This is a genomic window from Lentzea albidocapillata subsp. violacea (assembly GCF_900100275.1).
GTDB classification, from domain to species: Bacteria; Actinomycetota; Actinomycetes; order Mycobacteriales; family Pseudonocardiaceae; genus Lentzea; species Lentzea violacea.
This window is the reverse complement of the sequence record NZ_FNET01000027.1, coordinates 23,938-45,553: the sequence shown is the minus strand read 5'-3', so window position 1 is coordinate 45,553 and position 21,616 is coordinate 23,938. Positions and strand designations below refer to the sequence as shown.

The 21,616-nt window shown below is 68.4% G+C and carries 24 protein-coding genes; 17 read left to right on the top strand and 7 right to left on the bottom strand.

The window, feature by feature from the left end:
* Window positions 1–38 precede the first annotated feature (38 nt).
* Complete coding sequence (locus tag BLR21_RS36765) at window positions 39–827, top strand: glycoside hydrolase family protein (protein ID WP_090013928.1); 789 nt, start codon at window positions 39–41, stop codon at window positions 825–827.
* Here BLR21_RS36765 and BLR21_RS36760 read toward each other — a convergent pair.
* Window positions 824–2,410, bottom strand: coding sequence for a DUF885 domain-containing protein (locus BLR21_RS36760; RefSeq protein ID WP_090013926.1), 1,587 nt, complete (start codon window positions 2,408–2,410; stop codon window positions 824–826). The two genes, BLR21_RS36765 and BLR21_RS36760, sit on opposite strands and share 4 nt — an antisense overlap.
* A gap of 36 nt (window positions 2,411–2,446) precedes the next feature.
* On the opposite strand from BLR21_RS36760, the gene BLR21_RS36755 reads away from it, so the two are divergent.
* From BLR21_RS36755 to BLR21_RS36745, 3 genes are read left to right on the top strand one after another with little or no spacing between them, the layout of a single operon-like run.
* Window positions 2,447–2,737: a hypothetical protein gene (locus BLR21_RS36755; protein ID WP_090014033.1), complete on the top strand. Its 291-nt coding sequence runs from the start codon at window positions 2,447–2,449 to the stop codon at window positions 2,735–2,737.
* On the top strand, window positions 2,734–3,582 hold the full coding sequence (locus BLR21_RS36750; RefSeq protein ID WP_090013924.1) for an ATP-grasp domain-containing protein: 849 nt from the start codon (window positions 2,734–2,736) through the stop codon (window positions 3,580–3,582). Before BLR21_RS36755 ends, BLR21_RS36750 begins: the two co-directional genes overlap by 4 nt.
* A gap of 9 nt (window positions 3,583–3,591) precedes the next feature.
* Window positions 3,592–4,377 carry an alpha/beta fold hydrolase gene (locus BLR21_RS36745; protein ID WP_090013922.1) on the top strand — a complete coding sequence of 262 codons (786 nt, stop codon included), beginning with the start codon at window positions 3,592–3,594 and terminating at the stop codon, window positions 4,375–4,377.
* Here BLR21_RS36745 and BLR21_RS36740 read toward each other — a convergent pair.
* The gene (locus BLR21_RS36740) at window positions 4,363–5,940 is read right to left on the bottom strand and encodes a solute symporter family protein (RefSeq protein ID WP_090013920.1); all 1,578 of its coding nucleotides are present in this window, start codon (window positions 5,938–5,940) and stop codon (window positions 4,363–4,365) included. The two genes, BLR21_RS36745 and BLR21_RS36740, sit on opposite strands and share 15 nt — an antisense overlap.
* On the bottom strand, window positions 5,937–6,347 hold the full coding sequence (locus BLR21_RS36735) for a DUF485 domain-containing protein (protein ID WP_090014031.1): 411 nt from the start codon (window positions 6,345–6,347) through the stop codon (window positions 5,937–5,939). Before BLR21_RS36735 ends, BLR21_RS36740 begins: the two co-directional genes overlap by 4 nt.
* A gap of 333 nt (window positions 6,348–6,680) precedes the next feature.
* Here BLR21_RS36735 and BLR21_RS36730 point away from each other — a divergent pair, with 333 nt between their 5' ends.
* The 9 genes from BLR21_RS36730 (at window position 6,681) to BLR21_RS36690 (ending at window position 13,794) form a co-directional block, all read left to right on the top strand.
* On the top strand, window positions 6,681–9,302 hold the full coding sequence (locus BLR21_RS36730) for a nitrate- and nitrite sensing domain-containing protein (protein ID WP_090013918.1): 2,622 nt from the start codon (window positions 6,681–6,683) through the stop codon (window positions 9,300–9,302).
* On the top strand, window positions 9,299–9,718 hold the full coding sequence (locus tag BLR21_RS36725; RefSeq protein WP_030478143.1) for a roadblock/LC7 domain-containing protein: 420 nt from the start codon (window positions 9,299–9,301) through the stop codon (window positions 9,716–9,718). The genes BLR21_RS36730 and BLR21_RS36725 overlap by 4 nt, the downstream gene beginning before the upstream one ends.
* Before the next feature lie 3 nt (window positions 9,719–9,721).
* Window positions 9,722–10,267, top strand: a complete 546-nt coding sequence (locus tag BLR21_RS36720; RefSeq protein ID WP_090013917.1) for a DUF742 domain-containing protein — start codon at window positions 9,722–9,724, stop codon at window positions 10,265–10,267.
* A 109-nt stretch (window positions 10,268–10,376) separates the two neighbouring features.
* On the top strand, window positions 10,377–10,865 hold the full coding sequence (locus BLR21_RS36715) for an ATP-binding protein (protein WP_143028037.1): 489 nt from the start codon (window positions 10,377–10,379) through the stop codon (window positions 10,863–10,865).
* An 88-nt stretch (window positions 10,866–10,953) separates the two neighbouring features.
* On the top strand, window positions 10,954–11,538 hold the full coding sequence (locus BLR21_RS36710) for a Uma2 family endonuclease (protein ID WP_090013915.1): 585 nt from the start codon (window positions 10,954–10,956) through the stop codon (window positions 11,536–11,538).
* A gap of 106 nt (window positions 11,539–11,644) precedes the next feature.
* Complete coding sequence (locus BLR21_RS36705; RefSeq protein ID WP_090013913.1) at window positions 11,645–12,517, top strand: helix-turn-helix domain-containing protein; 873 nt, start codon at window positions 11,645–11,647, stop codon at window positions 12,515–12,517.
* On the top strand, window positions 12,477–12,644 hold the full coding sequence (locus tag BLR21_RS36700) for a DUF397 domain-containing protein (RefSeq protein WP_084402129.1): 168 nt from the start codon (window positions 12,477–12,479) through the stop codon (window positions 12,642–12,644). The genes BLR21_RS36705 and BLR21_RS36700 overlap by 41 nt, the downstream gene beginning before the upstream one ends.
* Before the next feature lie 17 nt (window positions 12,645–12,661).
* Window positions 12,662–13,360, top strand: a complete 699-nt coding sequence (locus BLR21_RS36695) for a DddA-like double-stranded DNA deaminase toxin (RefSeq protein WP_176929952.1) — start codon at window positions 12,662–12,664, stop codon at window positions 13,358–13,360.
* A complete protein-coding gene (locus tag BLR21_RS36690) occupies window positions 13,357–13,794 on the top strand; it encodes an Imm1 family immunity protein (RefSeq protein WP_176929951.1) in 438 nt (145 codons plus the stop codon). The genes BLR21_RS36695 and BLR21_RS36690 overlap by 4 nt, the downstream gene beginning before the upstream one ends.
* A 301-nt stretch (window positions 13,795–14,095) precedes the next feature.
* Here BLR21_RS36690 and BLR21_RS36685 read toward each other — a convergent pair whose 3' ends face one another.
* Window positions 14,096–14,560, bottom strand: coding sequence for a hypothetical protein (locus BLR21_RS36685; protein WP_143028036.1), 465 nt, complete (start codon window positions 14,558–14,560; stop codon window positions 14,096–14,098).
* Between the two features lie 136 nt (window positions 14,561–14,696).
* On the opposite strand from BLR21_RS36685, the gene BLR21_RS36680 reads away from it, so the two are divergent.
* Both BLR21_RS36680 and BLR21_RS36675 read left to right on the top strand, forming a co-directional pair.
* A complete protein-coding gene (locus BLR21_RS36680; protein ID WP_030478150.1) occupies window positions 14,697–15,161 on the top strand; it encodes a GbsR/MarR family transcriptional regulator in 465 nt (154 codons plus the stop codon).
* A 9-nt stretch (window positions 15,162–15,170) separates the two neighbouring features.
* Complete coding sequence (locus BLR21_RS36675) at window positions 15,171–16,274, top strand: ankyrin repeat domain-containing protein (RefSeq protein WP_090013906.1); 1,104 nt, start codon at window positions 15,171–15,173, stop codon at window positions 16,272–16,274.
* On the opposite strand, the gene BLR21_RS36670 is transcribed toward BLR21_RS36675, so the two are convergent.
* Genes BLR21_RS36670 through BLR21_RS36660 form a run of 3 tightly spaced genes read right to left on the bottom strand, consistent with a single transcriptional unit; the run spans window position 16,253 to window position 18,874 of the window.
* On the bottom strand, window positions 16,253–17,170 hold the full coding sequence (locus BLR21_RS36670; RefSeq protein WP_090013904.1) for a COX15/CtaA family protein: 918 nt from the start codon (window positions 17,168–17,170) through the stop codon (window positions 16,253–16,255). The two genes, BLR21_RS36675 and BLR21_RS36670, sit on opposite strands and share 22 nt — an antisense overlap.
* Before the next feature lie 19 nt (window positions 17,171–17,189).
* The gene (locus BLR21_RS36665; protein WP_030478153.1) at window positions 17,190–17,948 is read right to left on the bottom strand and encodes an ABC transporter permease; all 759 of its coding nucleotides are present in this window, start codon (window positions 17,946–17,948) and stop codon (window positions 17,190–17,192) included.
* Entirely contained in the window at window positions 17,945–18,874 is a 930-nt protein-coding gene (locus BLR21_RS36660) for an ABC transporter ATP-binding protein (protein WP_256335174.1), read from the bottom strand. Before BLR21_RS36660 ends, BLR21_RS36665 begins: the two co-directional genes overlap by 4 nt.
* Before the next feature lie 177 nt (window positions 18,875–19,051).
* Between BLR21_RS36660 and BLR21_RS36655 the strand changes: the two genes are divergently transcribed.
* Complete coding sequence (locus BLR21_RS36655; RefSeq protein WP_256335173.1) at window positions 19,052–19,627, top strand: DUF998 domain-containing protein; 576 nt, start codon at window positions 19,052–19,054, stop codon at window positions 19,625–19,627.
* Window positions 19,624–21,609, top strand: coding sequence for a glycosyltransferase (locus tag BLR21_RS36650; RefSeq protein ID WP_090013900.1), 1,986 nt, complete (start codon window positions 19,624–19,626; stop codon window positions 21,607–21,609). The genes BLR21_RS36655 and BLR21_RS36650 overlap by 4 nt, the downstream gene beginning before the upstream one ends.
* The last annotated feature ends 7 nt before the right edge of the window (window positions 21,610–21,616 follow it).

Below are 21,616 nucleotides of genomic sequence, written 5' to 3'. Positions count from 1 at the left end.
CAGCGACAGACCGCACTCAGCGCTGGTACGACCGGTCCATGCGAAAAACATCCCTGCTGCTGATCGCATTGCTGCTACTGGTGGGAGCGCTTCCATCCCACGCGGCCTCCGCCAAGAAGGGCGTGAACGCCGCCGACGACCCCGGTCCGGCCGGCGCCGCCATGACCGCGCTCGACGCCCGCTGGTACTACACCTGGGCCTCGGACCGGCGCGGAATCCAGAGCAACGCCGAGTTCGTCCCCATGATCTGGGGCGCGGCCAGCGTCACCGACGCCGAGCTGAACAGGGCGAAGGCCAACGGCCGGCAGTTGCTGGGGTTCAACGAACCCGACATGGCCGGCCAGGCGAACATGACCGTCGAACGCGCGCTGGACCTGTGGCCACGCCTGCAGAGCACCGGCCTGAGGCTCGGCGCGCCGGGGGTCGCGTTCGGCGGTGACGTCGCGGGCGGCTGGCTCGACCGGTTCATGGCGGGGGCGAAGGCGCGCAACCTCCGCGTCGACTTCATCCCGATCCACTGGTACGGCCAGGACTTCTCCGACAGGGCCACCGGGCACCTGGAGTCGTACCTGCGCAACGTGTACAACCGTTACCAGAAGCCGATCTGGCTCACCGAGTACGCGCTGATCGACTGGCGTTCCGGCCGTGCGGTCTACCCGAGCCAGCAGCAGCAGACCGCGTTCATCACCGCGTCGACCAGGATGCTCAACGGGCTGTCCTTCGTGGAGCGCTACGCGTGGTTCACGCTGTCCAGCAGGACCAGCCCGACCGGACTGTCCACCGGCACGGCGCTGACGGCGGCGGGCCGCGCCTACGCACCCGCCTAGTCCTCCCCGAGGGCGACCCGGCGCGCGAGCCCCAGCGGCAGCGCGCCGGACCCCGCGATCCGGTCGTGGAAGTCCCGCAACGACCCCAGCCCCGCGGCCAGGTACTCGTCGCGGATCAGGTCGATCTCCAACGCCCCGGTCAGGTACGACGGCGCCTGCGTCGGCCACGCGCAGTACCGCTTCACCTCGCCGGTGGCGGTGCCCGGCGTCAGGGCCGTGCGCGTCACCATGAACGACTCGGCCTCGGCGGGAGTCATGTCGCCACAGTGCAGCGCCGTGTCGACGATCATCCGGGCTGCCCGGAACAGCCGCGCCTCGACGTGGCTCATCAGGGCGCCCCGGGACGTGTAGTACCCGACCGAGCGCAGCAGCTTCTCCGAGTACAGCGCCCAGCCCTCGGAGAAGTACGACGTCCGGAACACCTTGCGCAGCGGGTGCGCCGGGCCCTGCGCCGCCAGCCACGCCGAATGCCAGTGGTGGCCGGGATAGGCCTCATGCACGGAGATCGTCGGCAGCTGCGACCGCGAGTTGGTGCGCAGGCGTTGCGTGATCTGCTCGTCCGACGCTCCGTCGGGCGTGAACGGCACGAAGAAGAAACCGGTCCGCTTCGAGGTCAGCGCCGGCGGCCCGAGGTAGCTCGCGACCGACATGAGCGCCCGCTGGAACGGCGGCGACCCGACCACCTGGCAGTCCTCGCCCTCGGGCATCGTCACCAGCGAGTGCTCTATCAGCGCGGCACGCGCCCGTGAGGTCTCCGCCTCGTACTCCGCGCGCATCGCCTCCAGGGTCGGCGGGTGGTCGTCCTGCAACGAGCTCATCACCGCACGCCAGTCCGGCGACCCCGCCAGCTCGGCCAGTTCGGCCTCCAGCGCCGCGTAGGCGTCCTGCCCGCGCTGGTGCAGCTCCGGTGCTCCGTAGCCCAGCAACTCCTTGTCCTGCAACAGGGTCGAGTAGAGCTTCTCGCCCATCCGCCAGTCGCCGCCGGCCCGCACGGCGAGGTCCTCCAGGAACACCGCGTGCCGGTCGAACGCGTCGGCCGCGGGGACGGCGGCCGCGACCAGCGTCGCGCGCAGTTCGGGTGACGACACCTGCTGCGGCAGCTGGTCCAGCAGGAACGCGCGCCCCGTCCGCACCTGACCGAGCGTGCGCAGCACGACCAGTGACGACGCCAGCGACGCGTCGAGGTTCGCTTCGGCGGCGGCGAGCACCGACGGCACCTCGCGCAGCTTGGCGACGGTCGACGTGACGAGCTCGGCCTCGGGCAGCAACCCGTGCAGGAACGGCCCGAGCAACCCGAAGAAGATCATCCCGGTGTACTCGTGCGGGTCCCGCCGCCAGCCCGGCCACGCCTCCATCGCCGACGCCCCGCGCAGCACCGACACGGCGAGATCGCGGTCCACCGACCTCGGCGTCGCCTCCAGCCGTGCCAGCCAGGTCTCCCTCTCCCTGGCCCGCTGCTCGAACGCCGCCGCGGAGAAGTCCCCGAACGTCGAGTAGTGCGGAAGCGAGCCGGCTCCGGCGGCGTGGGCGGGGTGGTGGTCGAAGTACCACGAGAGGAACGACGTGAGCGTGTCGGTGGTCACCCGACCGAAGCTACCCGCTGGTTTTACAGTGTGGGGATGTCTGATCACACCACCCAGAAGCGCATCGCCGAGTTCGTGAAGGCCCACGGCAAGGAGGGCACGCCGGTCCGGGCCGTCGTCGAACCGATCGGCCGGGCAGGCGCGCGGATCGTGCTGGTCGGCGCGGACGGCGCCATGGGCGACGTGATGGTGAAGGACGTCGAGTCCGCCACCACGGCCGTCGAAGCCGCGGACGGCGTCGAGCAGGCCGAATGGGACCGCGAGACCACCGCCGCCACCACGATCGGCCCCGCGCACCGCCGCAAGATGGCTCGGATGCAGTCGTGAAGGTCGTCTTCGCCTCCTGTGACCGGCTGCCCCTGGGAGACGGTGACGAGGAGTCGCTCGTCGCCGCCCTCCAGCGCGACGGCGTCGACGTCGAGTGGCAGCCGTGGGGCGGCGAGGTCGAGGCGGACCTCGTGGTCCTGCGCACGACCTGGGATTACCCCGACCACCTGGACGAGTTCCTGGCGTGGTGCGCCGGCGTGCCCACGCTCGCGAATCCGCTGCCGGTGGTCCGCTGGAACATCGACAAGTCGTACATGGCCGAGCTCGCCGCGCTTGGAGTCCCGGTCGTGCCCACCGCGGTCGTGCGGCCGGGGGAGGAGCCGGTCTTCCCGGACGGCGAGTTCGTGGTGAAGCCGGCGGTCGGCGCGGGTTCGCGCGGTGCCGGCCGGTTCACCGGCCACGCCGAGGCCCGCGCGCACCTGGAAGCCCTCGGTGTGACCGCGCTGGTGCAGCCGTACCAGTCCAGTGTGGACGCCCACGGTGAGACGGCGCTGGTGTTCTTCGCCGGCGACTACTCCCACTCGTTCCACAAAGGACCGATGCTGGCCCAGGGCCTCGCCGAGGCCGAGTCAGGGCTCTACGTCGAGGAGCGGCTGGCCGGCATCGAGCCCACTACGCGTCAGGTCGCGCTCGCCGAGCAGGTGCTCGACGTCGCCGCAGAGCTGCTCTCGTTGCGGCGCGGCGACTTCCTCTACGCCCGCGTGGACGTCGTCGAGGGGCCCGACGGCGAACCGCTGCTGCTCGAACTGGAGCTGACCGAGCCGTCGCTGGGCTTCAAGCTCACGACCGGCGAGGCTGTCGCCCGGTTCAGCAAGGTCATCCAGGAGGCCGCCTCCCGCGGCTAAGGTCGAAGCATGACCACCGCGAGCGTCAACGGCATCAGCATCGGCTACGACGACGAAGGCACCAGTGACGACGTGCTGGTGCTCGTGCACGGCCATCCCTTCGACCGCACGATGTGGCGGCCGCAGGTCGAGCACTTCAGCACGAACGGCTGGCGCGTGATCGCCGCGGACCTGCGCGGGTACGGCGAGACCACCGTCGTCCCCGGCAGCACGCCGCTGGACGTCTTCGCCGCCGACATCGCGGGGCTGCTCGACCACCTCGGCATCAGGAAGGTCGTGCTCGGCGGCCTCTCGATGGGCGGGCAGATCGTCATGGAGTTCGCGCGAACGTTCCCCGAGCGCCTGCGCGGCCTGATCCTCGCCGCCACGTTCGCGCAGGCCGAGACCGAGGACGGCCGCCGCAACCGCAACGACATGGCCGACCGGCTGCTGCGCGAGGGCATGTCCGGCTACGCCACCGAGGTGAAGTGGAAGATGGTGGCGCCGCACAACCCGGAGGTCGGCGAGTTCGTCGCGGGGCTGATGCACGACGCGCCACCGGAGGGCGCGGCGGCGGCGTTGCGAGGCCGCGCGGAACGGCCCGACTACACCGAGACCCTCACCGGGATCACCGTGCCGACGCTGGTGATCGTCGGCAGCGACGACGAGTACACGCCGGTCAGCGCGGCCGAGTACATGAGCGAGCGCGTTCCGGGTTCGACACTGGTCGTGGTCGACGGCGCCGCCCACATGCCGAACCTGGAACGCCCCGCACTCTTCAACAAGGCGGTCGAAGACCTGCTAGCGCAGACCTGAGCCGATACCGGTCAGGCCGCGCACCTCCATCTCCGCCTGCTTGGCCGGGTCCGCCTTCTCGCCGCCGATGATCGTGCCGAGGAACCCGGCCAGGAACGACAGCGGGATCGACACGATGCCGGGGTTCGACAGCGGGAAGAACGCGAAGTCGGCGTCCGGGAACACCGACGACTTCGAGCCGGAGATCGCGGGCGAGAAGACGATGAGCAGCACGCACGACGTGAGGCCGCCGTAGATGCTCCACAGCGTGCCGCGCGTGTTGAAACGCTTCCAGAACAACGAGTACAGCAGCGTCGGCAGGTTCGCGGACGCGGCCAGGGCGAAGGCCAGAGCGACCAGGAAGGCGACGTTCTGGCCGTTCGCCGCGATGCCGCCGACGATCGCCAGCACGCCCACGCACACGGCGGTGATGCGGGCGACGCGGACCTCCTCGCGCGGGTCGGCCTCGCCGTGCTTGATCACGTTGGCGTAGACGTCGTGCGCGAACGAGGCCGACGCCGTCAGCGTCAGGCCCGCGACCACGGCGAGGATCGTCGCGAACGCCACCGCGCAGACGATGCCCAGCAGGACCGTGCCGCCGACCTGGAACGCCAGCAGCGGCGCCGCCGAGTTCTCGCCGCCGGGAGCGCTGTTGATCTTGTCGGTGCCTACCAGCGCCATGGCGCCGAAGCCGATGACCAGCGTGCACGAGTAGAAGATCGCCATCATCCACGTGGCCCACACGACGGACTTACGCGCCTCACGGGCGTTCGGCACCGTGTAGAAGCGCATCAGCACGTGGGGGAGCGATGCGGTGCCGAGAACAAGCGCCAGGGCCAGCGAGATGAAGTCGATTTTCGACAGGTCCGACGCGCCGTACTTCACACCCGGCGAGAGGACGGCCTCGCCCAGCGGCGACCGTTGCGCCGCGCGGTCGAGTATCGAGGAGAAGTCGAAGCCGAACTTGCCGATCAGGAAGATCGTCAGCAGCGACACGGTCAGGAGCAGCAGCACGGCCTTGATGATCTGCACCCACGTGGTGCCCTTCATGCCGCCGACCAGCACGTACAGCACCATGACGATGCCGACGACCGCGATGATGATGGCCTGGCCGATCTTGCTGTGCACGTCCAGCAGCAGTGCCATCAGACCGCCGGCGCCGGCCATCTGCGCGATCATGTAGAAGAGCGAGATGACCAGGGTCGAGTTCGCCGCGGCCGCGCGCACGGGGCGTTGGCGCATACGGAACGCCATGACGTCGCCCATGGTGAAACGGCCGGTGTTGCGCAGCCGTTCCGAGATCAGCATCAAACCGATCAGCCAGGCGACGACCCATCCGATCGAGTACATGAAGCCGTCGTAGCCGTTCACGGCGATCGCGCCGGAGATGCCCAGGAACGACGCCGCGGACAGGAAGTCGCCCGAGAGCGCGATGCCGTTCTGCGTGCCCGTGAAACTGCTGCCCGCCGCGTAGTAGTCCGACGCGCTCACGTTCCGGGTCGACGCCCGGTAGACGACGTAGAGCGTCAGCAGCACGAAGATGCCGAAGACGGACAGGTTGATCGCGGTGTTCGCCCCGGTCACGCGAGCTCCTCGTCGGTTTCCACGAGCGCGCGCACCTTGTCGACCTGAGGGTCGAGCTTCCGCTTGGAGTAACGCGCGTACGCCATTGTGATGATGACGGTCGTGACGATCTGGAGGAATCCCATCGTCAGGCCGACGTTCACCGTTCCGAACAGCGGAGTGCTCATGAACTCGGCGGCGTAAGCCGAAAGCAATACGAACGTGACGTACCAAGCGAGGAACAGCAGCGTCGCGGGGACGATAAAACGCTTCACCCGGCGCTTCAGGTCGAGGAAATCGTCACTCGTTTGGATGGCATCGAAATCAGGCTCACCGTCACCATCGATAAGCAATGAGTGATGTGGCTCGTCAAAGGTGGCGAAACCGGGGGTGGCCGGGCGTGACACGGAGGGCAGCGCCTTCGTCATCAACCGCTCGCATTCGTTACGGGGAGTGCCCGGCGAGGCTCCGCGCACACGGCGCGTCCGATCCGGGGTTGGGAGGCGCAAGCGTAACCACGCGTGGCGGCGAGTCAATCCCTGGAGCCCGCAGGACCACCCCAAAAGGTCCGGTGTCACCCTGGGTGATCGATCGTGCACGCCTCAGGTCGTTGTCGCGTCACGCTCTCTGGCCTACTATCCGCTCACACCCGATACGGCTGATGGAGATATCGAGCTGCGGGGACATCGACTCGCGGGGATTCGCCAGGCCAGGAGGTAGCCGATAGTGGGGCACTTCGAACGCGCCTTGGGGATCATTTCGTGAATGTCGAGTGGAGAAAGATCAGCGACTGGCGCAACTGGCGCCTGCCCGTCAAGCTCGGCGTCGTGCTGCTCGTCCCGGTGACGGTGGCCGTCGGCGCGGGCGCACTGCAGATCTCCGGTTACGTCGACCGGTCCGACAACTACGTGCAGATACAGGGCCTGGTCCGGCTCAGGGCGGATCTCGCGCCGTTGATCTCGAGCGTCCAGCAGGAACGCACGCTCGCCGCGCAGAGCGCCACCAGCGGGTCCGGCGTCGGCGCCTACCAGAACCAGATCAGCGCCACCGACAACGCCGCCTCGACCGTGCGCCGCCGGATCGACCGCACCGACGGCGTCAGCGACGTCTCCCGCCAGCGCTTCGCCGAGGTCGGCGGTCAGCTGGAGACGCTCAAGAACCTGCGGGAGAAGGTCGCGCAGGGCGGCGACGGCGGCGACCCGTCCGGTGGCACCTACGGCTACACCGCGATCATCAAGTCGTTGCTGGACTTCGAACAGGCGCTCGTCGGCCAGTTCAACGACAGCGCCATCTCGGGCACCGCGGCGGCCCTGCACAGCATGGTCATCGCGCAGGAGCAGGTCTCGCTGCAGCACGCGTTCGTGTTAGCCGGGATCGGCCGCGGCAAGCTCCTCGGCCCCGAGGTCCGCGCGCTGGAGCAGTCCGACATCCGCCTGCAGGACCGCCTGAACGACTTCCAGGCCACCGGCACCACCGAGCAGCGCCGCACCTACGACCAGACCGTGACCGGTGCCGCCGTCGCGAACCGCTCCGCGCTCGTGGAACGCGCGCTCACCCAGCCCGACGGCACCCCGCCGCCCGCGACGCGCCCCGGCCAGCCCAAGCCGCCGCAGGAGTTCGGCATCGCCGTCGACGACTGGAACAAGTCGTCCGGCACCACCGCGCGGCTGATGGAACAGGTCGTCCGCGAACTGCAGGACGAGCTCGCCGACACCGCCAGTGCCCTGCAGGACGACACGTCCAACAAGGCGGGCGCCGCCGCGGTCATCCTGCTCGCGATGCTGCTCATCGCCGGCACGCTCGGCTTCGTCATCGGCCGCTACCTGCTGCGCTCGCTGTCCGAGCTGCGCCGCTCCGCCCTCGACGTGGCGCACCACCACCTCCCCGAGGTCGTCGCCGCGATCCGCGCCGACCGCAAGCCCGACACCGAGATCGAACCGGTGCCCGTGCACACCAGCGAGGAGTTCGGCCAGCTGGCCCGCGCGTTCGACGCCGTGCACGAGCAGGCCATCCGCGGCGCGGTCGAGCAGTCGTCGCTGCGGTCGGGCATGAAGAACATCTTCGTCAACCTGTCGCGCCGCTCGCAGGGCCTCGTCGAGCGCCAGCTCAAGCTCATGGAGGAGCTCGAGCGCCACGAGGAGAACCCCGAGCAGCTCGCGAACCTGTTCAAGCTCGACCACCTCGCGACGCGCATGCGCCGCAACAACGAGAACCTGATGGTGCTGTCCGGCACCGACGTGGCCCGCCGGTTCCACCAGCCCGTCCCGCTCGCGGACGTCCTGCGCGCCGCCGCGTCGGAGATCGAGCACTACCAGCGGGTCGTCGTGAAGTCGACGCCGTCGGTCGAGATCGTCGGCTACGCGGCCAGCGACCTCGTGCGCCTCGTCGCGGAGCTGCTGGACAACGCCACCGCGTTCTCCGCGCCCACCACCCAGGTCATGATCGGCTCGCGGGTCGACCAGCAGGGCGCCGTGCTCATCGAGGTCGCCGACCAGGGCATCGGCATGGGCCCGGCCGAGCTCACCGAGGCCAACGAGCGGCTCTCGACCGGCACCGAGGAGGACGTGCCCGTCTCGCGTCAGATGGGCCTGTTCGTCGTCGGCAGGCTCGCGGGCCGCCACGGCATCACCGTCCGGCTGCGCGGCGCGGGAGAGGGCCGCGAGGGCCTGCGCGCGTTCGTGCTCGTGCCCGCGGACCTCGTGCGCTCGCACGAGGAGGCCCCGGCGCCGTCCCAGCCGCGGCACGCCGCGCTGCCCCAGCCGAAGTCAGCCCTCCCCAGGCAGCCGCACGTCGTCGTGAAGACGCCGAACCTGGCGCCGCCACCCGTACCCGCGCCGGCCATCGACAGCCCGCGCGAGTCCGCCGAGTGGACGTCGTTCCGCGGCGCCGCGATCGACGAGTCGCTGCCCCAGCGCACACCCAGGCCCGCGTCGGCACAGCACAACGGCGTGCCGCCCGAGTCACCAAGTGAGACGACGTCCTCCTGGTTCAGGGGCCCGATCTCGGGCGAACCGGTCAACGGTGATCATTCGCCGGCCCGGCCCCACCCCGGACCCTCACCCGCGTCGTCACCGTCGGTAGTGGCATCCTGGTTCGGCAGGAAGCCCGGAGGGACGGTCTGGGAACAGGCCGGAGACCCCGTCACCGACGCAGGGGAGACCGATGCCGGGTTGCCGAAACGGGCGCCGCGTAAGAACCTGCTACCCGACCTCGCGGAACACTCCGAGAACAGCGCACGTCCCGCTGTGAGCCAGAAGCGCGATCCGGAACGGGCCCGAGGCTTTCTCGCCAGCTACCAGACGGGCCTGCGCCAGGCGCCGCTCGGCGGCAACGGGAATGGAAACGGCCAGGGGAACGGCCAGTACAACGGGGAGAAGGCATGAGCACGCCTCAGTCGCGCCAGGTCGACCAGTTCGGCTGGTTGATCACGAACTTCACCGATCGCGTGGCCGGTGTCGCCCACGCGATCGTGATCTCGGTGGACGGCTTGCTGCTCACCAAGTCGACAGGTCTGCCGCCGGACCGCGCGGACCAGCTGTCCGCCATCGCGTCGGGAGTCGCGGCCCTCACCATGGCCGCCTCGCGATGCTTCGAAGGTGGCGGAGTGTTGCGCACCGTGATCGAGATGGACTACGGGATCATGCTCCTCATGTCCATTCGAGACGGGTCCTGTCTGGCGGTACTCGCCGCTCCCGACAGCGACGTCGGCCAAGTCGCCTACGAGATGACCGTGGTCGTCGAGCAGGTAGGCCAGATCCTCACTCCCGAACTGCGAGCGCAGCTGCACAGCGTGAGGTGATCCATGAGCTCCTCCTCTGACGCACACCGACGGCGCAGGCGGGACGAAACGCCCGCCGAGCAGACGTTCGCCGACCTGATGAACGGGTTTTCCCTGGACTCGGGCCGAAAGCGGCCGCCAACACCGGAGCAGGCGCCCGCGCGGGAAGCGACTCCCGTTGTACCGCAAGAAGATGTCCGGGCCTTCGAGTCCTCCGTTCAGGAGAGTCACGACGCCTCGATCGTTCGTGCATATGCCTGGACGGGTGGGCGCACTCGGTCCAACATCGACCTCGAGATCGAGACACTTGTCTCCGCCAATGATCAGAGTCGGCGGTCTGCAGGTATCTTGCAGGCTGAGCACCAACGCGTCGTCGAGCTGTGCCACGCCCCGCGATCCGTCGCGGAAGTGGCCGCACTGATGCGTCTCCCGCTGGGAGTCGTCAAGGTGTTGCTCGGTGACATGGCGGAACGAGGCCTGGTGGACGTGCACCAGACCGCTTCCGCAGGCGGTGGTACGCCGGACCTCGGGTTGATGGAGAGAGTGCTTAGTGGACTACGTCGGCTCTAGATTTCCCGAATTCGGCCCTCCTGGGCCACCCGGTCGGGAGCTGACCTCGGCCAAGATCGTCGTCGCCGGTGGCTTCGGCGTGGGCAAAAGCACTTTCATCAGGTCCATCGTGGAGAACGATCTCCTGACGATGAACGCACTCCCGCCGGAACGCGCGGGCGCCGTGACGGAACTGGTGCGCATCCAGTTCGGCCGCGTGTGGCTCGACCCGGGCCTCGCCCTGCACCTCTTCGTGGCGCCGCAGTGGCAGGACGCGCGCGCGGGCTGGGGCGACGTGGTGCGCGGCGCCGTGGGTGCCGTGGTGCTGTTCGACGTGATGCGCCCCGCGGACTCCGTGGACGCGATGCGGTACTTCGAGGACCACCGGATTCCCTATGTGCTCGCCTTGAACAACGTGCACTCCTCGGTCCGGTCGGACGTGAAGGCCATCATCCGCGGCATGGGCATCTCGCCCGACGTGCCGGTCGTGAACTGCGATCCGCGCGTGCGGCTTTCCGTGCGGGAGACGCTGATCTCGTTGACCGAGCACGCGAAGCTGGACCGGTGGCGGCGGCGGGCTGGGCCGGACGAGACGACTCCGCTCGCGCCTGTCTGCTGACTTGGGCTTTGTCCAAGCGCTCACACGTTCTGGTTGATCTGCTGACGAAGCGGAGGCCAGGAGGCCTTGGCCTTCTAGCCTCCGCTTCATGATGGTCGACGCTGATGTGACCGATGCCGGGCGGCTGGAGGGCTACACCCTGGACGACTGGGAGAGCCTCGATCCCCAGGAAGGCCGCCGCATCGAGCTGGTCGACGGGCGGTTCGTCGTGAACGCCACGCCCGCCATGAGGCATCAGCGGGTCGCTGACCGGCTCCAGACCCTCCTCGACGCGGCTGTCGCGCGTGAGGGCATGGAAGCGCTGACTGCGATCGGCGTCCGCGTCGACAGCATGCTCGGCTACATCTCCGATGTCGTCGTGACGTCCGAGTTCATCGATGCAGACTCGGTCGACGTCCGCGACGTGACGCTGATCGTCGAGGTCGTGAGCCCGCCGACGAAGAAGACCGACAGGCTGGAGAAGCCGGCGGCGTTCGCGGCTGCCGGCGTGGAAGGTTACTGGCGCGTCGAGATGATCGGTCAAGACGGTCTGGCCATCTATTGCTACCGGCTGTCCAACGGTGTCTATTCCCATGTCGCGACGCTGACGTCCGGTACCGTTGGGACAGTGGCGATCACCAGCACGGCCTGGGTCACGTTCGATCCAGCGGATCTCTCGCGAAGATGCCGCTGATCAGGGCTTTCGTTCCTGGCTTGGAGATTCTCCAAGCAGATCTCCTTCAGGGCTTTTTGAGCTGAAACGATGGAGCTGTGAGGCATTCGCCTCCTAGCGTTTTCGCATGCCCAAAAGAGAGTCGAACGTCGTGGACCGCGAGTTCGGCAACGGCCTCCGCGCCGCCAACGCCAAAACCGGCCTGACACAACGCCAGCTGGCCGAAGAGCTCGACTGGGACGAGTCGAAGCTGTCCGACCTCGTCAACGGCAAGGGTGGCGTCACCGCGCACGAGGTCGAGGTGCTGCTCGCCTACTGCCGCCTGTCGCTGGCCGAACGACGGCATCTGATGGCGTTGTTCCTGGAGGCGGGGGAGAAGGGGTTCATCCTCTTTCCCGAGGACGGCGTCCCGGACCAGCTGCGCACGCTCATCAACCACGAGAAGGAGTCCAGCGCGATCGTCGCGTGGTCGATGAACCTCGTCTCCGGCCTGCTGCAAACCCATGACTATGCGTACGCCGTCGCCCAGGCCGGACCTCACGAGAAGGAGGACGTCCCGAAGGTCGTGGCCGCGAGGATGGCGCGAGCGGAGATTCTGCGGCCAGGCCGGACGTTCACCTTCTACGTGCATCAGCAGGCGCTCTTGCTGCCTGTAGGCGGCGAAGAGGTGTGGCGCGAGCAGTTGGCGCACCTCCTGCGGATGTCGGTGCGGCAGTACATCAACTTCCACGTCATCCCCAGGTCGATCGGCGCGCACCCCGGGGTGTCGGGTGACTTCCGGGTGATGAAGTTCCCGAAGTACCCGCCACTCGTCTTTCTGGACACTCTGAACTGCGGGTTGTTCTTCGACGACAAGGAAACCGTCGCGCTCTACGAGGACAGGGTGAAGCGCCTCGCCGCCGTCGCCCTCGATCGTGAACAATCCAGGGCGGTGATCGACGACATTTGGAGGGCCTCCAATGACCGACTGGCGCAAGAGCAGCTACAGCAGCACCGCTGACAACTGTGTCGAGGTGGGGCGTGGTGTCGGCGTTCGGGACAGCAAGGCTCCGGCCACACATCTGCCGGTGTCGGCGGAGTCGTGGACCGCGTTCCTCACCGACGTGAAGGGCGATTCTGCCCGTTAGGAGTCCGTTGGCTCGTGGTGTCCCTGGGGGAGGTCGGGCAGCGCCTGCGTGAGGTGTTGCTCAAGGCAGAGCAGCTCATCAACGCGCTGCGGCAGGCCGAGAGTCTGGCCAAGGACGCCTGTGAGCTGCTCGGTCCTGCCGGCCGCGGAAGCCGGCACGAGGACGACTACTCCGCTGTCCTGCGGCACTGGAACGACGCGCACGTCGGTGTAGGTGATCTGGTCACCCAAGCGCAACAGGTGTCTGAACGGCTTGCCGACCATCTGAGGTCGCTTCTCGGCGCAGGCGCAGGCGCAGGCGCAGAGCCTGTTCCACCCGATCTTTCCTGGTCGGCGCAACAGCGGGCGACGCTCCCCGCCTATGATGGCAAGACCACCGGAAAGTACGTCGATCCGGATGGCTACACCGATTCGGTTCGTAGCGGATATGAGCCTGACGGCGAACACGACGAGATCGCCGAGTTCCTGTTCGCACGTGGCTATCCGCCTGGACCGGCTGGAGCACGGGTGACGTTGGGGGTCCACGTCGAGGCCAAGGTGGCGTGGCGAATGCGCGCCGGCGGTGTCGATCGGGTGGAACTGGTCATCAACAACCCGATGTGCAGGGGGCCGTATTCCTGCACCAAGCTGCTGCAAGAGATACTGCTACCAGGCCAAACACTCGTGATTCACGACCCACGGGCAACACGGGTTCACCGAGGAAAGGAAGCCAGGTGACTAATTCGCTCAGCGTCTGGTACTTCCGCGACGTCGACGATGACGACGAGCCGGTTGCCGTGTACACGGCAACCGCGCTCGACGCGCTCCTCGACGACGTGCTTGCCAACCACCAGCCGCATCCGACGGTGGTCGTCGCCGACGGGCGACCCACCGTGGGTGCGCTGGGCCTCCCGGACCACCAGCTGAAGTTCGCCACGGACAGAGAATCGGGCACCGCCGCCCTCTACCTGATGGACGCCCAGGCTCGCCGCGCTTGGACCACTAAGTCCGAGCCGGCGACGGCCACGCTGTGGCTGGACCGCGACGCCGACGTCGCGTTCCCGTCCGACTCCGTGGTTTCGCTGGCTCAATTGCGGGAGGCGCTGCACGAGTTCATGCGCACCGCCGAGCGCCCCACCTGCGTCCAGTGGCAGGAGTTCGACGTCTTCTAGTGGCCAGCGACGAGACGACTCCGCTCGCGCCTGTCTGCTGACTTGGGCTTTGTCCAAGCGCTTACATGTTCTGGTTGATCTGCTGACGTAGCGGAGGCTGGGAGGGCTTGGCCTTCTAGCCTCCGTTTGTGATGGTGGACGCTGGCACCGGCAAATAGGAACCCGTGCTCGTCGCGGGCACCATCTCCGTCACCTTCGATCCAGCCGATCTCCACAAGCCTCGTCGCCGAGCGAACCGGCAGGTGTCAGCGCAGGCCTGGTCGGCATTCCTCGCCACGGTGAATCGGGTGCCGGCGGCGGTCTAAGGCCGCAGGTCGGCCAATTGCCGGGTGTGCCCGGGTACGTGTTTCTCGGCAAGACCGTTGACGAGATCGGCGAGTGCGAGCGGCTGGTCCAGCACGAGCTCGTCGCCGGACATTAGGAATGACGGCACCAGAACCGCGGCGGTCTGCTCGCTGAGCTGATCGGCGATGTCGCAGAGGACGGCCGCCTGGTGGCGGACGTGGGTGATCAGGCCGGCTCGGCCGGAATGCTCGGCGATGATCCGGTCGAGGTTCCAGCGGTCGAGGCAGATCCGGTTGTCGAAGGTGGGGCGGGCGCCGGACACGACGCCGAGTGCGACAGCGGCGGCCGCCGCGTCGACGCTGAGAACGTGGGCCAGCACCTGGTCGGCGTTCCAGCCTCCGTCCGCTGCCTCGCCGAGGCCGGGCGTCGTCGCCACGTCGAGGAACTTCTTGTAGGCGCTGCGAAGTGCGGTCGTGTCCATCGGTACGTCCCTGTCGATGTCGGAGGTGAAGTGCAACCGATGGTTGCACTTCCTGTCCTGTATTGCAACCGCCGGGTTGCATGTATTGACAAGATCGCTACGATAGTTTCAGTGTCGACCGAAAGGGATCACTGAGATGAGCGTCGGACGGGAGACCCGCCTGTCGGCCTGGATCGAGCGGTTCGCGGCCCACTTCGCCGAGGAGGGCATCCCGCTGATCGGTGGCCGTATCCTCGGCTACCTGCTGGTGTGCCAGCCGGTCGAGCGCACCGCCGCCGAGCTCTCGCAGGAGCTGGAGGCGAGCAGCGGGTCGATCAGCACGAACCTGAAGTACCTGGTCAACGTCGGGCTGGTGACCAAGCGGACCCGGCGTGGGCGGCAGGCGGCCGAGTACCGGATCAACGAGAAGGCCTGGACGGACTTCATCCAGCGCAAGTTCGACGCGATCGCCAGCGTCCAGACGCTCACCGACGACGGCATGCGGTTGCTCAGTGGCGATCCGGAGCGGTCGATGCGGCTGAGGACCGTCGACAAACTCTACGGTTGGCTCTCGGAGGAACTCCCCGCTTTGTGGGAGCGCAGGCCTGCCGCACCGAAGTAGCGTGGTGCCATGTGGCACCCGTTTCGTGATGACATCGAGTACTACGAGGAGCGGGCCAGGGGTCTGCTCGCTTCCGCGTGGGATGGCGTGCCGGGTGCGCTTGAGGTCTTCGACGACGTGCCGCTGACGGACGAGGGCGCGCACATGGTGCTCGCCAGGGCCCACGGCTGCGAGGACTGGAAGGCGCTCAGGGCGAACATCCGCAAGCCGCGCCCGTTCGCCCGCGCCTACCAGGCCATCGAAATGCAGAACCCCGGTGAGCTCAAGGCGATCATCACGCGCGACCCGTGGCTCGTGAAGGCCAGTGGCACCAACGGAAACGACCTGCTCGGCCTCGCGACGGCCAAGTGCGACGAACGCCTCGTCGAGGTGTTGCTCAACGACGGCGCGGACATCGACCACCAGAACGTCCACGGCTGGACGGCATTGCACCAGGCGGCCTACTCGAACCTGCCGAAACTGGCACAAATGCTCCTGCAACGAGGTGCTCGCACCGATCTGGACGCACGGGGCGAAGGCGGCACACCGCTCACGGTCGCGTTGTTCTGGGGCAACGTCACAACAGCCGAACTCCTGGCACAGCACGGAGTCCACCCGCCGAACCTGCGCACCGCCGCCGGTCTGGGTGAGCTGGACCTGGCGGCCGAACCGGAGGCCAGGCGCGGCTACTACCGCCCGCACAGCGGGTTCCCGCGCTGGTGGCCGACGAACGACCCGCAGGAGGTGCTCGACGAGGCGTTGTCGTGGGCCGCCCGCAACGACCGCACCGAGATCCTGGGCGACCTGCTCAAACGTGGCGCCAGGATCGACGCGGACGTCTACCGCGGCACGGCGCTCGCGTGGGCGGCCTGGTGCGGGCTGGAGAACGCCACCCGCACGTTGCTCGACCTGGGCGCGAATCCCAACCAGCGCACGACGTTCGGCGGGCCGATGCACGGCGAGGGCGTGACGGCACTGCACCTCGCGGCGGAACGCGGCCACCTGCCGGTCATCCGCGTCCTGCTCGACGCGGGTGCCGATCGGACCATCACCGACGTGAACTTCGAGGCCACGCCCGCGAACTGGGCCGGCCACAACGACCAGGGTGAGGCTCAGGCCTTGCTGAGCGCCTGATCCTCGGAAGCGGGCAGTTCGACCTCGTGCGTGCGTTCGCGCGACGACGTCCAGAGTGCCGCCGTGGCAACGACAACGGCGCCGGCACCGAGCACGTGGATCGACACGAGCACCTCCGGCACACCCGTCCAGTACTGGACCATGCCCAGCGCACCCTGAGCGAGCACGACGCCGACCAAAGTCCAGTAGGTGCGGGTGCGGGTGAAGAACCCGACCGCGATCAGCAGGCCCAGGAACAGGAACAGCAGGTCCGCGTGGATCTGCGCGAGCGTCTCGACCTCAACGCCCAGGCGAGGCGTCGACGCGTCACCGGCGTGCGGCCCGGCGGCCGTCACCCAGGTGCCCGCGAGCAGCAACGCGCCCAGCACGACGGCCATCACGACCTGGAGCTTCATCAACGGCGCCGGCACCTTCAGCCTGACCGGACCGTCGCCCTCGGACAGCGAGCTCACGAGCAGCACGGCCATCCACACCAGGCCCATCGAGATCATGAAGTGGATCGAGACGGTGTACCAGGCCAGGCCCGTCAGCACCGTGATGCCGCCGACGACCGCCTGCACGGCCACGCCGACGAGCTGGACGAGCGAGAGCACGAGCACCCGCCTGCGTCGCGGCAGGTGGAACCACGCCGCCAGCACGCACAGGCCCGCGATGATGCCGACGACACCGGTCAGCGTCCGGTTGCCGAACTCGACCCACTGGTGCAGCGCCGCGACCTCGGGGTGCTCCACCGGGACGACGCTGCCCTCGACGCACTCGGGCCACGTCGGGCAGCCGAGCCCGGAGCCGGTCACGCGGACGATCGACCCGGTGACCGCGATTCCGGCCTGCGCGATGACGACGGCAATCGCGAAAGCGCGCTGCCAGGACACGAGGAAGGCGGTCAGCTTCGACACGCCTTGATGGTAGGTCTCGCTAGGTGAGCTTTGTCGTCCGGGTAGCCAACGCACCCGCCACAACACCCCAGGCCACGAGCACTGCGACCGGGCCCACACCCGGTGCCGTGCCGTGCACCACAGAGGTTTCCAGCGCCTGAGCCAGAGCGGCGGACGGCAGCAGGTGCACGAACCCGACCGGCACGGACAGCGCCACACCGCCGACCATCAGCAGCACGAACCAGATGATGTTCGCCAGGGCCAGCACGATGTCGGCCCGCAGCGAACCGCCCAGCAGCACACCCAGCGCGCCGAACGTCAGCGTGCCCAGGACGATCAGCAGCACCACCCACGGCAGGCCGCTCAGCGGGAAGCGCCAGCCCAGGAACAGCGCCGTGACCGCCAGCAACGCGATCTGGAGCGCGACCACGACCAGCGCGCCGCAGACCCGTCCCGCGACGAGCAGCCAGCGGGGCAGCGCCGAGGCCGACAGCCGCTTCAGCACGCCGTAACGCCGGTCGAAGCCGAGCGCGATGGCCTGCCCGGTGAACGCCGACGAGATGATCGCCAGGGCGAAGATCCGCGCGGTGGCGGACCCCACGCGCGGCTCCGGCATCGGGATCACCGACATCAACGACAACGCCACCAGCAACGCCAGCGGGATGATCACCGTCAGCAGGATCTGCTCGCCGTTGCGCAACGTCAGCGTCGCCTCGGTGCGCGCGTGCACGAACAGCATGCGTGGCAGCGACCCGCGGCCGGGCGAGGGCTTGAACGTGCCGGGAGCGAAGGTGGTCACGAGCGCAGCTCCCTGCCGGTCAGCTCCAGGAAAACGTCTTCGAGGCTGCGCTTGGCCACCGTCAGTTCCTCGGCCAGCACGCCCTGCTGCGCGCACCACGACGTGACGGTCGAGACGACCTGCGGGTCGATCAGACCCTCCACGACGTACGCGCCCCGCGTCACCTCGCGCACCTTCAACCGCTCGGGCAGTGCGGCGGACAGCAGCGTGGTGTCGAGACCGGGCCGGGCGCGGAACCGCAGCTGCTGGTCGTCCGGCCGGTTCGCGGTCAGTTCGGCGGGCGAGCCGTGCGCGACCACGCGGCCCTCGTCGATGATCACGACGTCGTCGGCCAGCGACTCGGCCTCGTCCATCAGGTGCGTCGTCAGGAGCACGGACACGCCGTCTTCCTTGAGAGCGCCCACGAGGTCCCACACCAGACGGCGTGCCTGCGGGTCCATGCCCGCGGTCGGCTCGTCCAGGAACACGAGCTCGGGACGGCCGATCAGCGCGCACGCGAGCGACAACCGCTGCTGCTGGCCGCCGGAGAGCCTCTTGTACGGGGTGCGCACCGCGCCACCGAGCCCGAGGACCTCGATCAGCCACTTCGGATCGAGTGGATGGGCGGCGCACGCGGCCACGAGGTTCAGCATCTCCTCGGCGCGGATGCCGGGATAGCCGCCACCGCCCTGCGGCATCACGCCGATGCGGGGCCGCAGCGCCTCGGTGCCGGCCGGGAGCCCGAGCACGCGCACCGAACCGGCGTCGGCCGTGCGGAAGCCCTCGCAGATCTCGACGGTCGTCGTCTTGCCCGCGCCGTTGGGCCCGAGCAGGGCCAGCACGGTGCCGGGCTGCTGAACGAGATCAAGGCCGTCGACGGCGGTCTTCGAGCCGTACCTCTTGACCAGCCCCGACACTTCCACCGCAGGCTGGGGATTCGGGCTCACGAGCACGCAGCCTAGGCGGTCCGGGCGACCCGCACGCAGCTGGGTCAATCGGCCTATTCCTGAAGCAGAGCTGAAAAAGGTGGGGCTAGCCCTACCCCGGTGACTCAGGGACACCTCAGGGTTCGCTCGGGGGAGTTCCCCATTGGTTGATCACGGCATTCGGAAGAGACTTTTCCCGTGATCGAAGCGGGGGAGAAAAGACGGGGACTGGTGGTCGGGGGCCTGGTGTTCTCACTGGTCCCGATTTTCTACCTGCATGTCATGTCGGCAGGTCAGCTCAACCCGGTCACGGACGTGATCAGCGACTACGTGTTCGTGGACAACGGCACGGGCTGGCTCGCGGCGACGTCTCTTAGTCTCGCGGCCGTCTCAGCTTTGCTGGCCGTCAACCTGCACGGTGTAGGCAGGTCAGCGCAGTGGCTGATCGGCATCTGGTCGGCAGGGCTGACCGTGTCGACGATCTTCCCGACCGATCCGACGGGGGCGCCGACGTCCATGTCGGGCTACATCCACCGGTACGCCGGCGCGGTCATGTTCATGGCGTTGCCCGCGGCCGGTGTGCTCATCGCCCGCAAGTTTCCGGCCCTGCTCGGTGTCGCAATAACGGCGAGTGTCTCCAGCGCGGCTTTTCTGGTCAGCCACGTTTCCTTCGCGGGTTTCGAGGCACGCGGACTTACGGAACGCGTTTTGTTCGCTTCACTTTACGGACTCCTTTTCGCCATCGCGGCACTACAGGTGAGGCGCACCTCATGACCATGATCGCCATCACGCTCGCCGTGTTCGGTGCCGTGTGCTTCGCCCTCGCGGCCCGCCTGCAGCACGACGCGATCGCCTCGACCGGAGCCCGCGCCAGTGTCCTGCGGCAGCCCCGCTGGCTCGGCGGCCTCGCGTTGCTCATCGCCGGTGCCGGAGTGCACGCCGCCGCGCTGGGCATGGCGCCGTTGACGGTCGTGCAGCCGATCGGCGTGCTCGCGATCGGCATGACCGCGTTGATGGACCGCCGTTTCCGTGAGTTGCCGGCGATCCTGCTCACGACCGTGGGCGTGGGTGCGTTCGTGTTGCTCGCCTCGGGCAGTGCGACCGCGACGAAGGTCGCGCCGGACATCGAACTCACCGCCGGACTCGTGACTCTCGGCCTGATCGCGGTGCCGGGCGTGATCGCAGCCCTTACGTCGAACGCACGCGTTCGCGCTGTGGCGTTCGCCTCAGCCGGTGGCGTCGCATACGGCTACGTGTCCGTGTTGATGCGCGCCGTCTCCCAGTCCGTGCAGCAAGGCGGTTTCGGGCTCTCGCACCTCGCGTCCGTGCTCGGCATCGCCCTCTCACTCGCCGTCGGCGGCTGGCTGGTCCAGCACGCCTACGCCGGCGGACCCCCTCATCTCGCCGTCGCCTGCCTGACCGTGGTGGACCCATTGGTCGCCGTGGGCCTCGGTGCCTTCCTGCTCGGCGAGGCCGCGCATCTGTCTCCTTTGACCGGTGTCGCGCTGTTCGCCTGCGCTCTCGCCGCCGTTTGCGGCGTGTTCGCACTTGCTCGTCAACCTCGTGAAAACATCCGAACGGAGCTTCTCGTGAACACCTCCAGCGCGCTTCGCGTCGTCATCGCCGCCGACACGTTCCCGCCGGACGTCAACGGTGCCGCGCGCTTCGCGCAGCGCCTGGCGGTCGGCCTCGCCGAGAAGGGTCACGACGTCCATGTCATCGCCCCGGACTCGCCCAAGGCCACGGAGATCCCCGGCGTGACAGTCCACCGGCTCCGGTCGCACCGGCTGCCGTTCTACCCGGACTTCCGCTTCTGCCTGCCGTGGCAGGCCTCCAAGGAAGCCGACGCACTGATCAAGTCGCTCAAGCCCGATGTCGTACACGTGCAGGCGCACTTCGTGGTGGGCCGGTTCGTCCTGAACTCCGCTGTCGCCCAGGGCATCCCGACGCTCGCCACGAACCACTTCATGCCGGAGAACCTGTTCAGCCACGCCCACGTGCCGGCGTTCCTGCAGGGCATGGCCCGCAAGTTCGCCTACCGCGACCTGGCCCGCGTCTTCGGCCGCGCCGACGTCGTGACCGCGCCGACCCCGCGCGCCGTGCAGCTGTTGCACGACAGCGGTTTCCCCACGGCCGCGGTGCCCGTCTCGTGCGGCATCGACATCGCCCGCTACCAGCGTTCCGTGACGCACAACGACCGTCCGACCGCGTTGTTCGTGGGACGGCTGGACGAGGAGAAGCGCGTCGACGAGTTCCTGCGTGCCCTGGCCCGCGTGCCCGGCGCGTTCGGCGAGATCGTCGGCGACGGCACCTGCAAGGCGGAGTGGGAGCTCCTGGCCCGCGACCTGGAGATCACGGACCGCGTGCGGTTCCACGGCTTCGTCTCCGAGGACGACCTGCTCGACGCCTACGCCCGTTGCGACCTGTTCGTCATGCCCGGCGTCGCGGAGCTGCAGAGCCTCGCCACCATGGAGGCGATGGCCGCGGGCAAGCCGGTGATCGCCGCGAACGCCATGGCACTGCCGCACCTCGTGCACTCCGGCCGCAACGGCTGGCTGTTCGAGCCCGGCGACGTCAACCAGCTGGCCCAGCGCCTGCACACGCTCGTGCACGACGCGCCGATGCGGGCGCGGATGGGCGCGGCCAGCAGCGAGATCATCTCGCACCACGCGCTGGGCACGACGCTGGAGCGCTTCGAGGCGCTGTACGCGCGGGCGATGGGTCAGACGGTGCCGGTCATCGCACTGGCTGCCTGACCGCTCA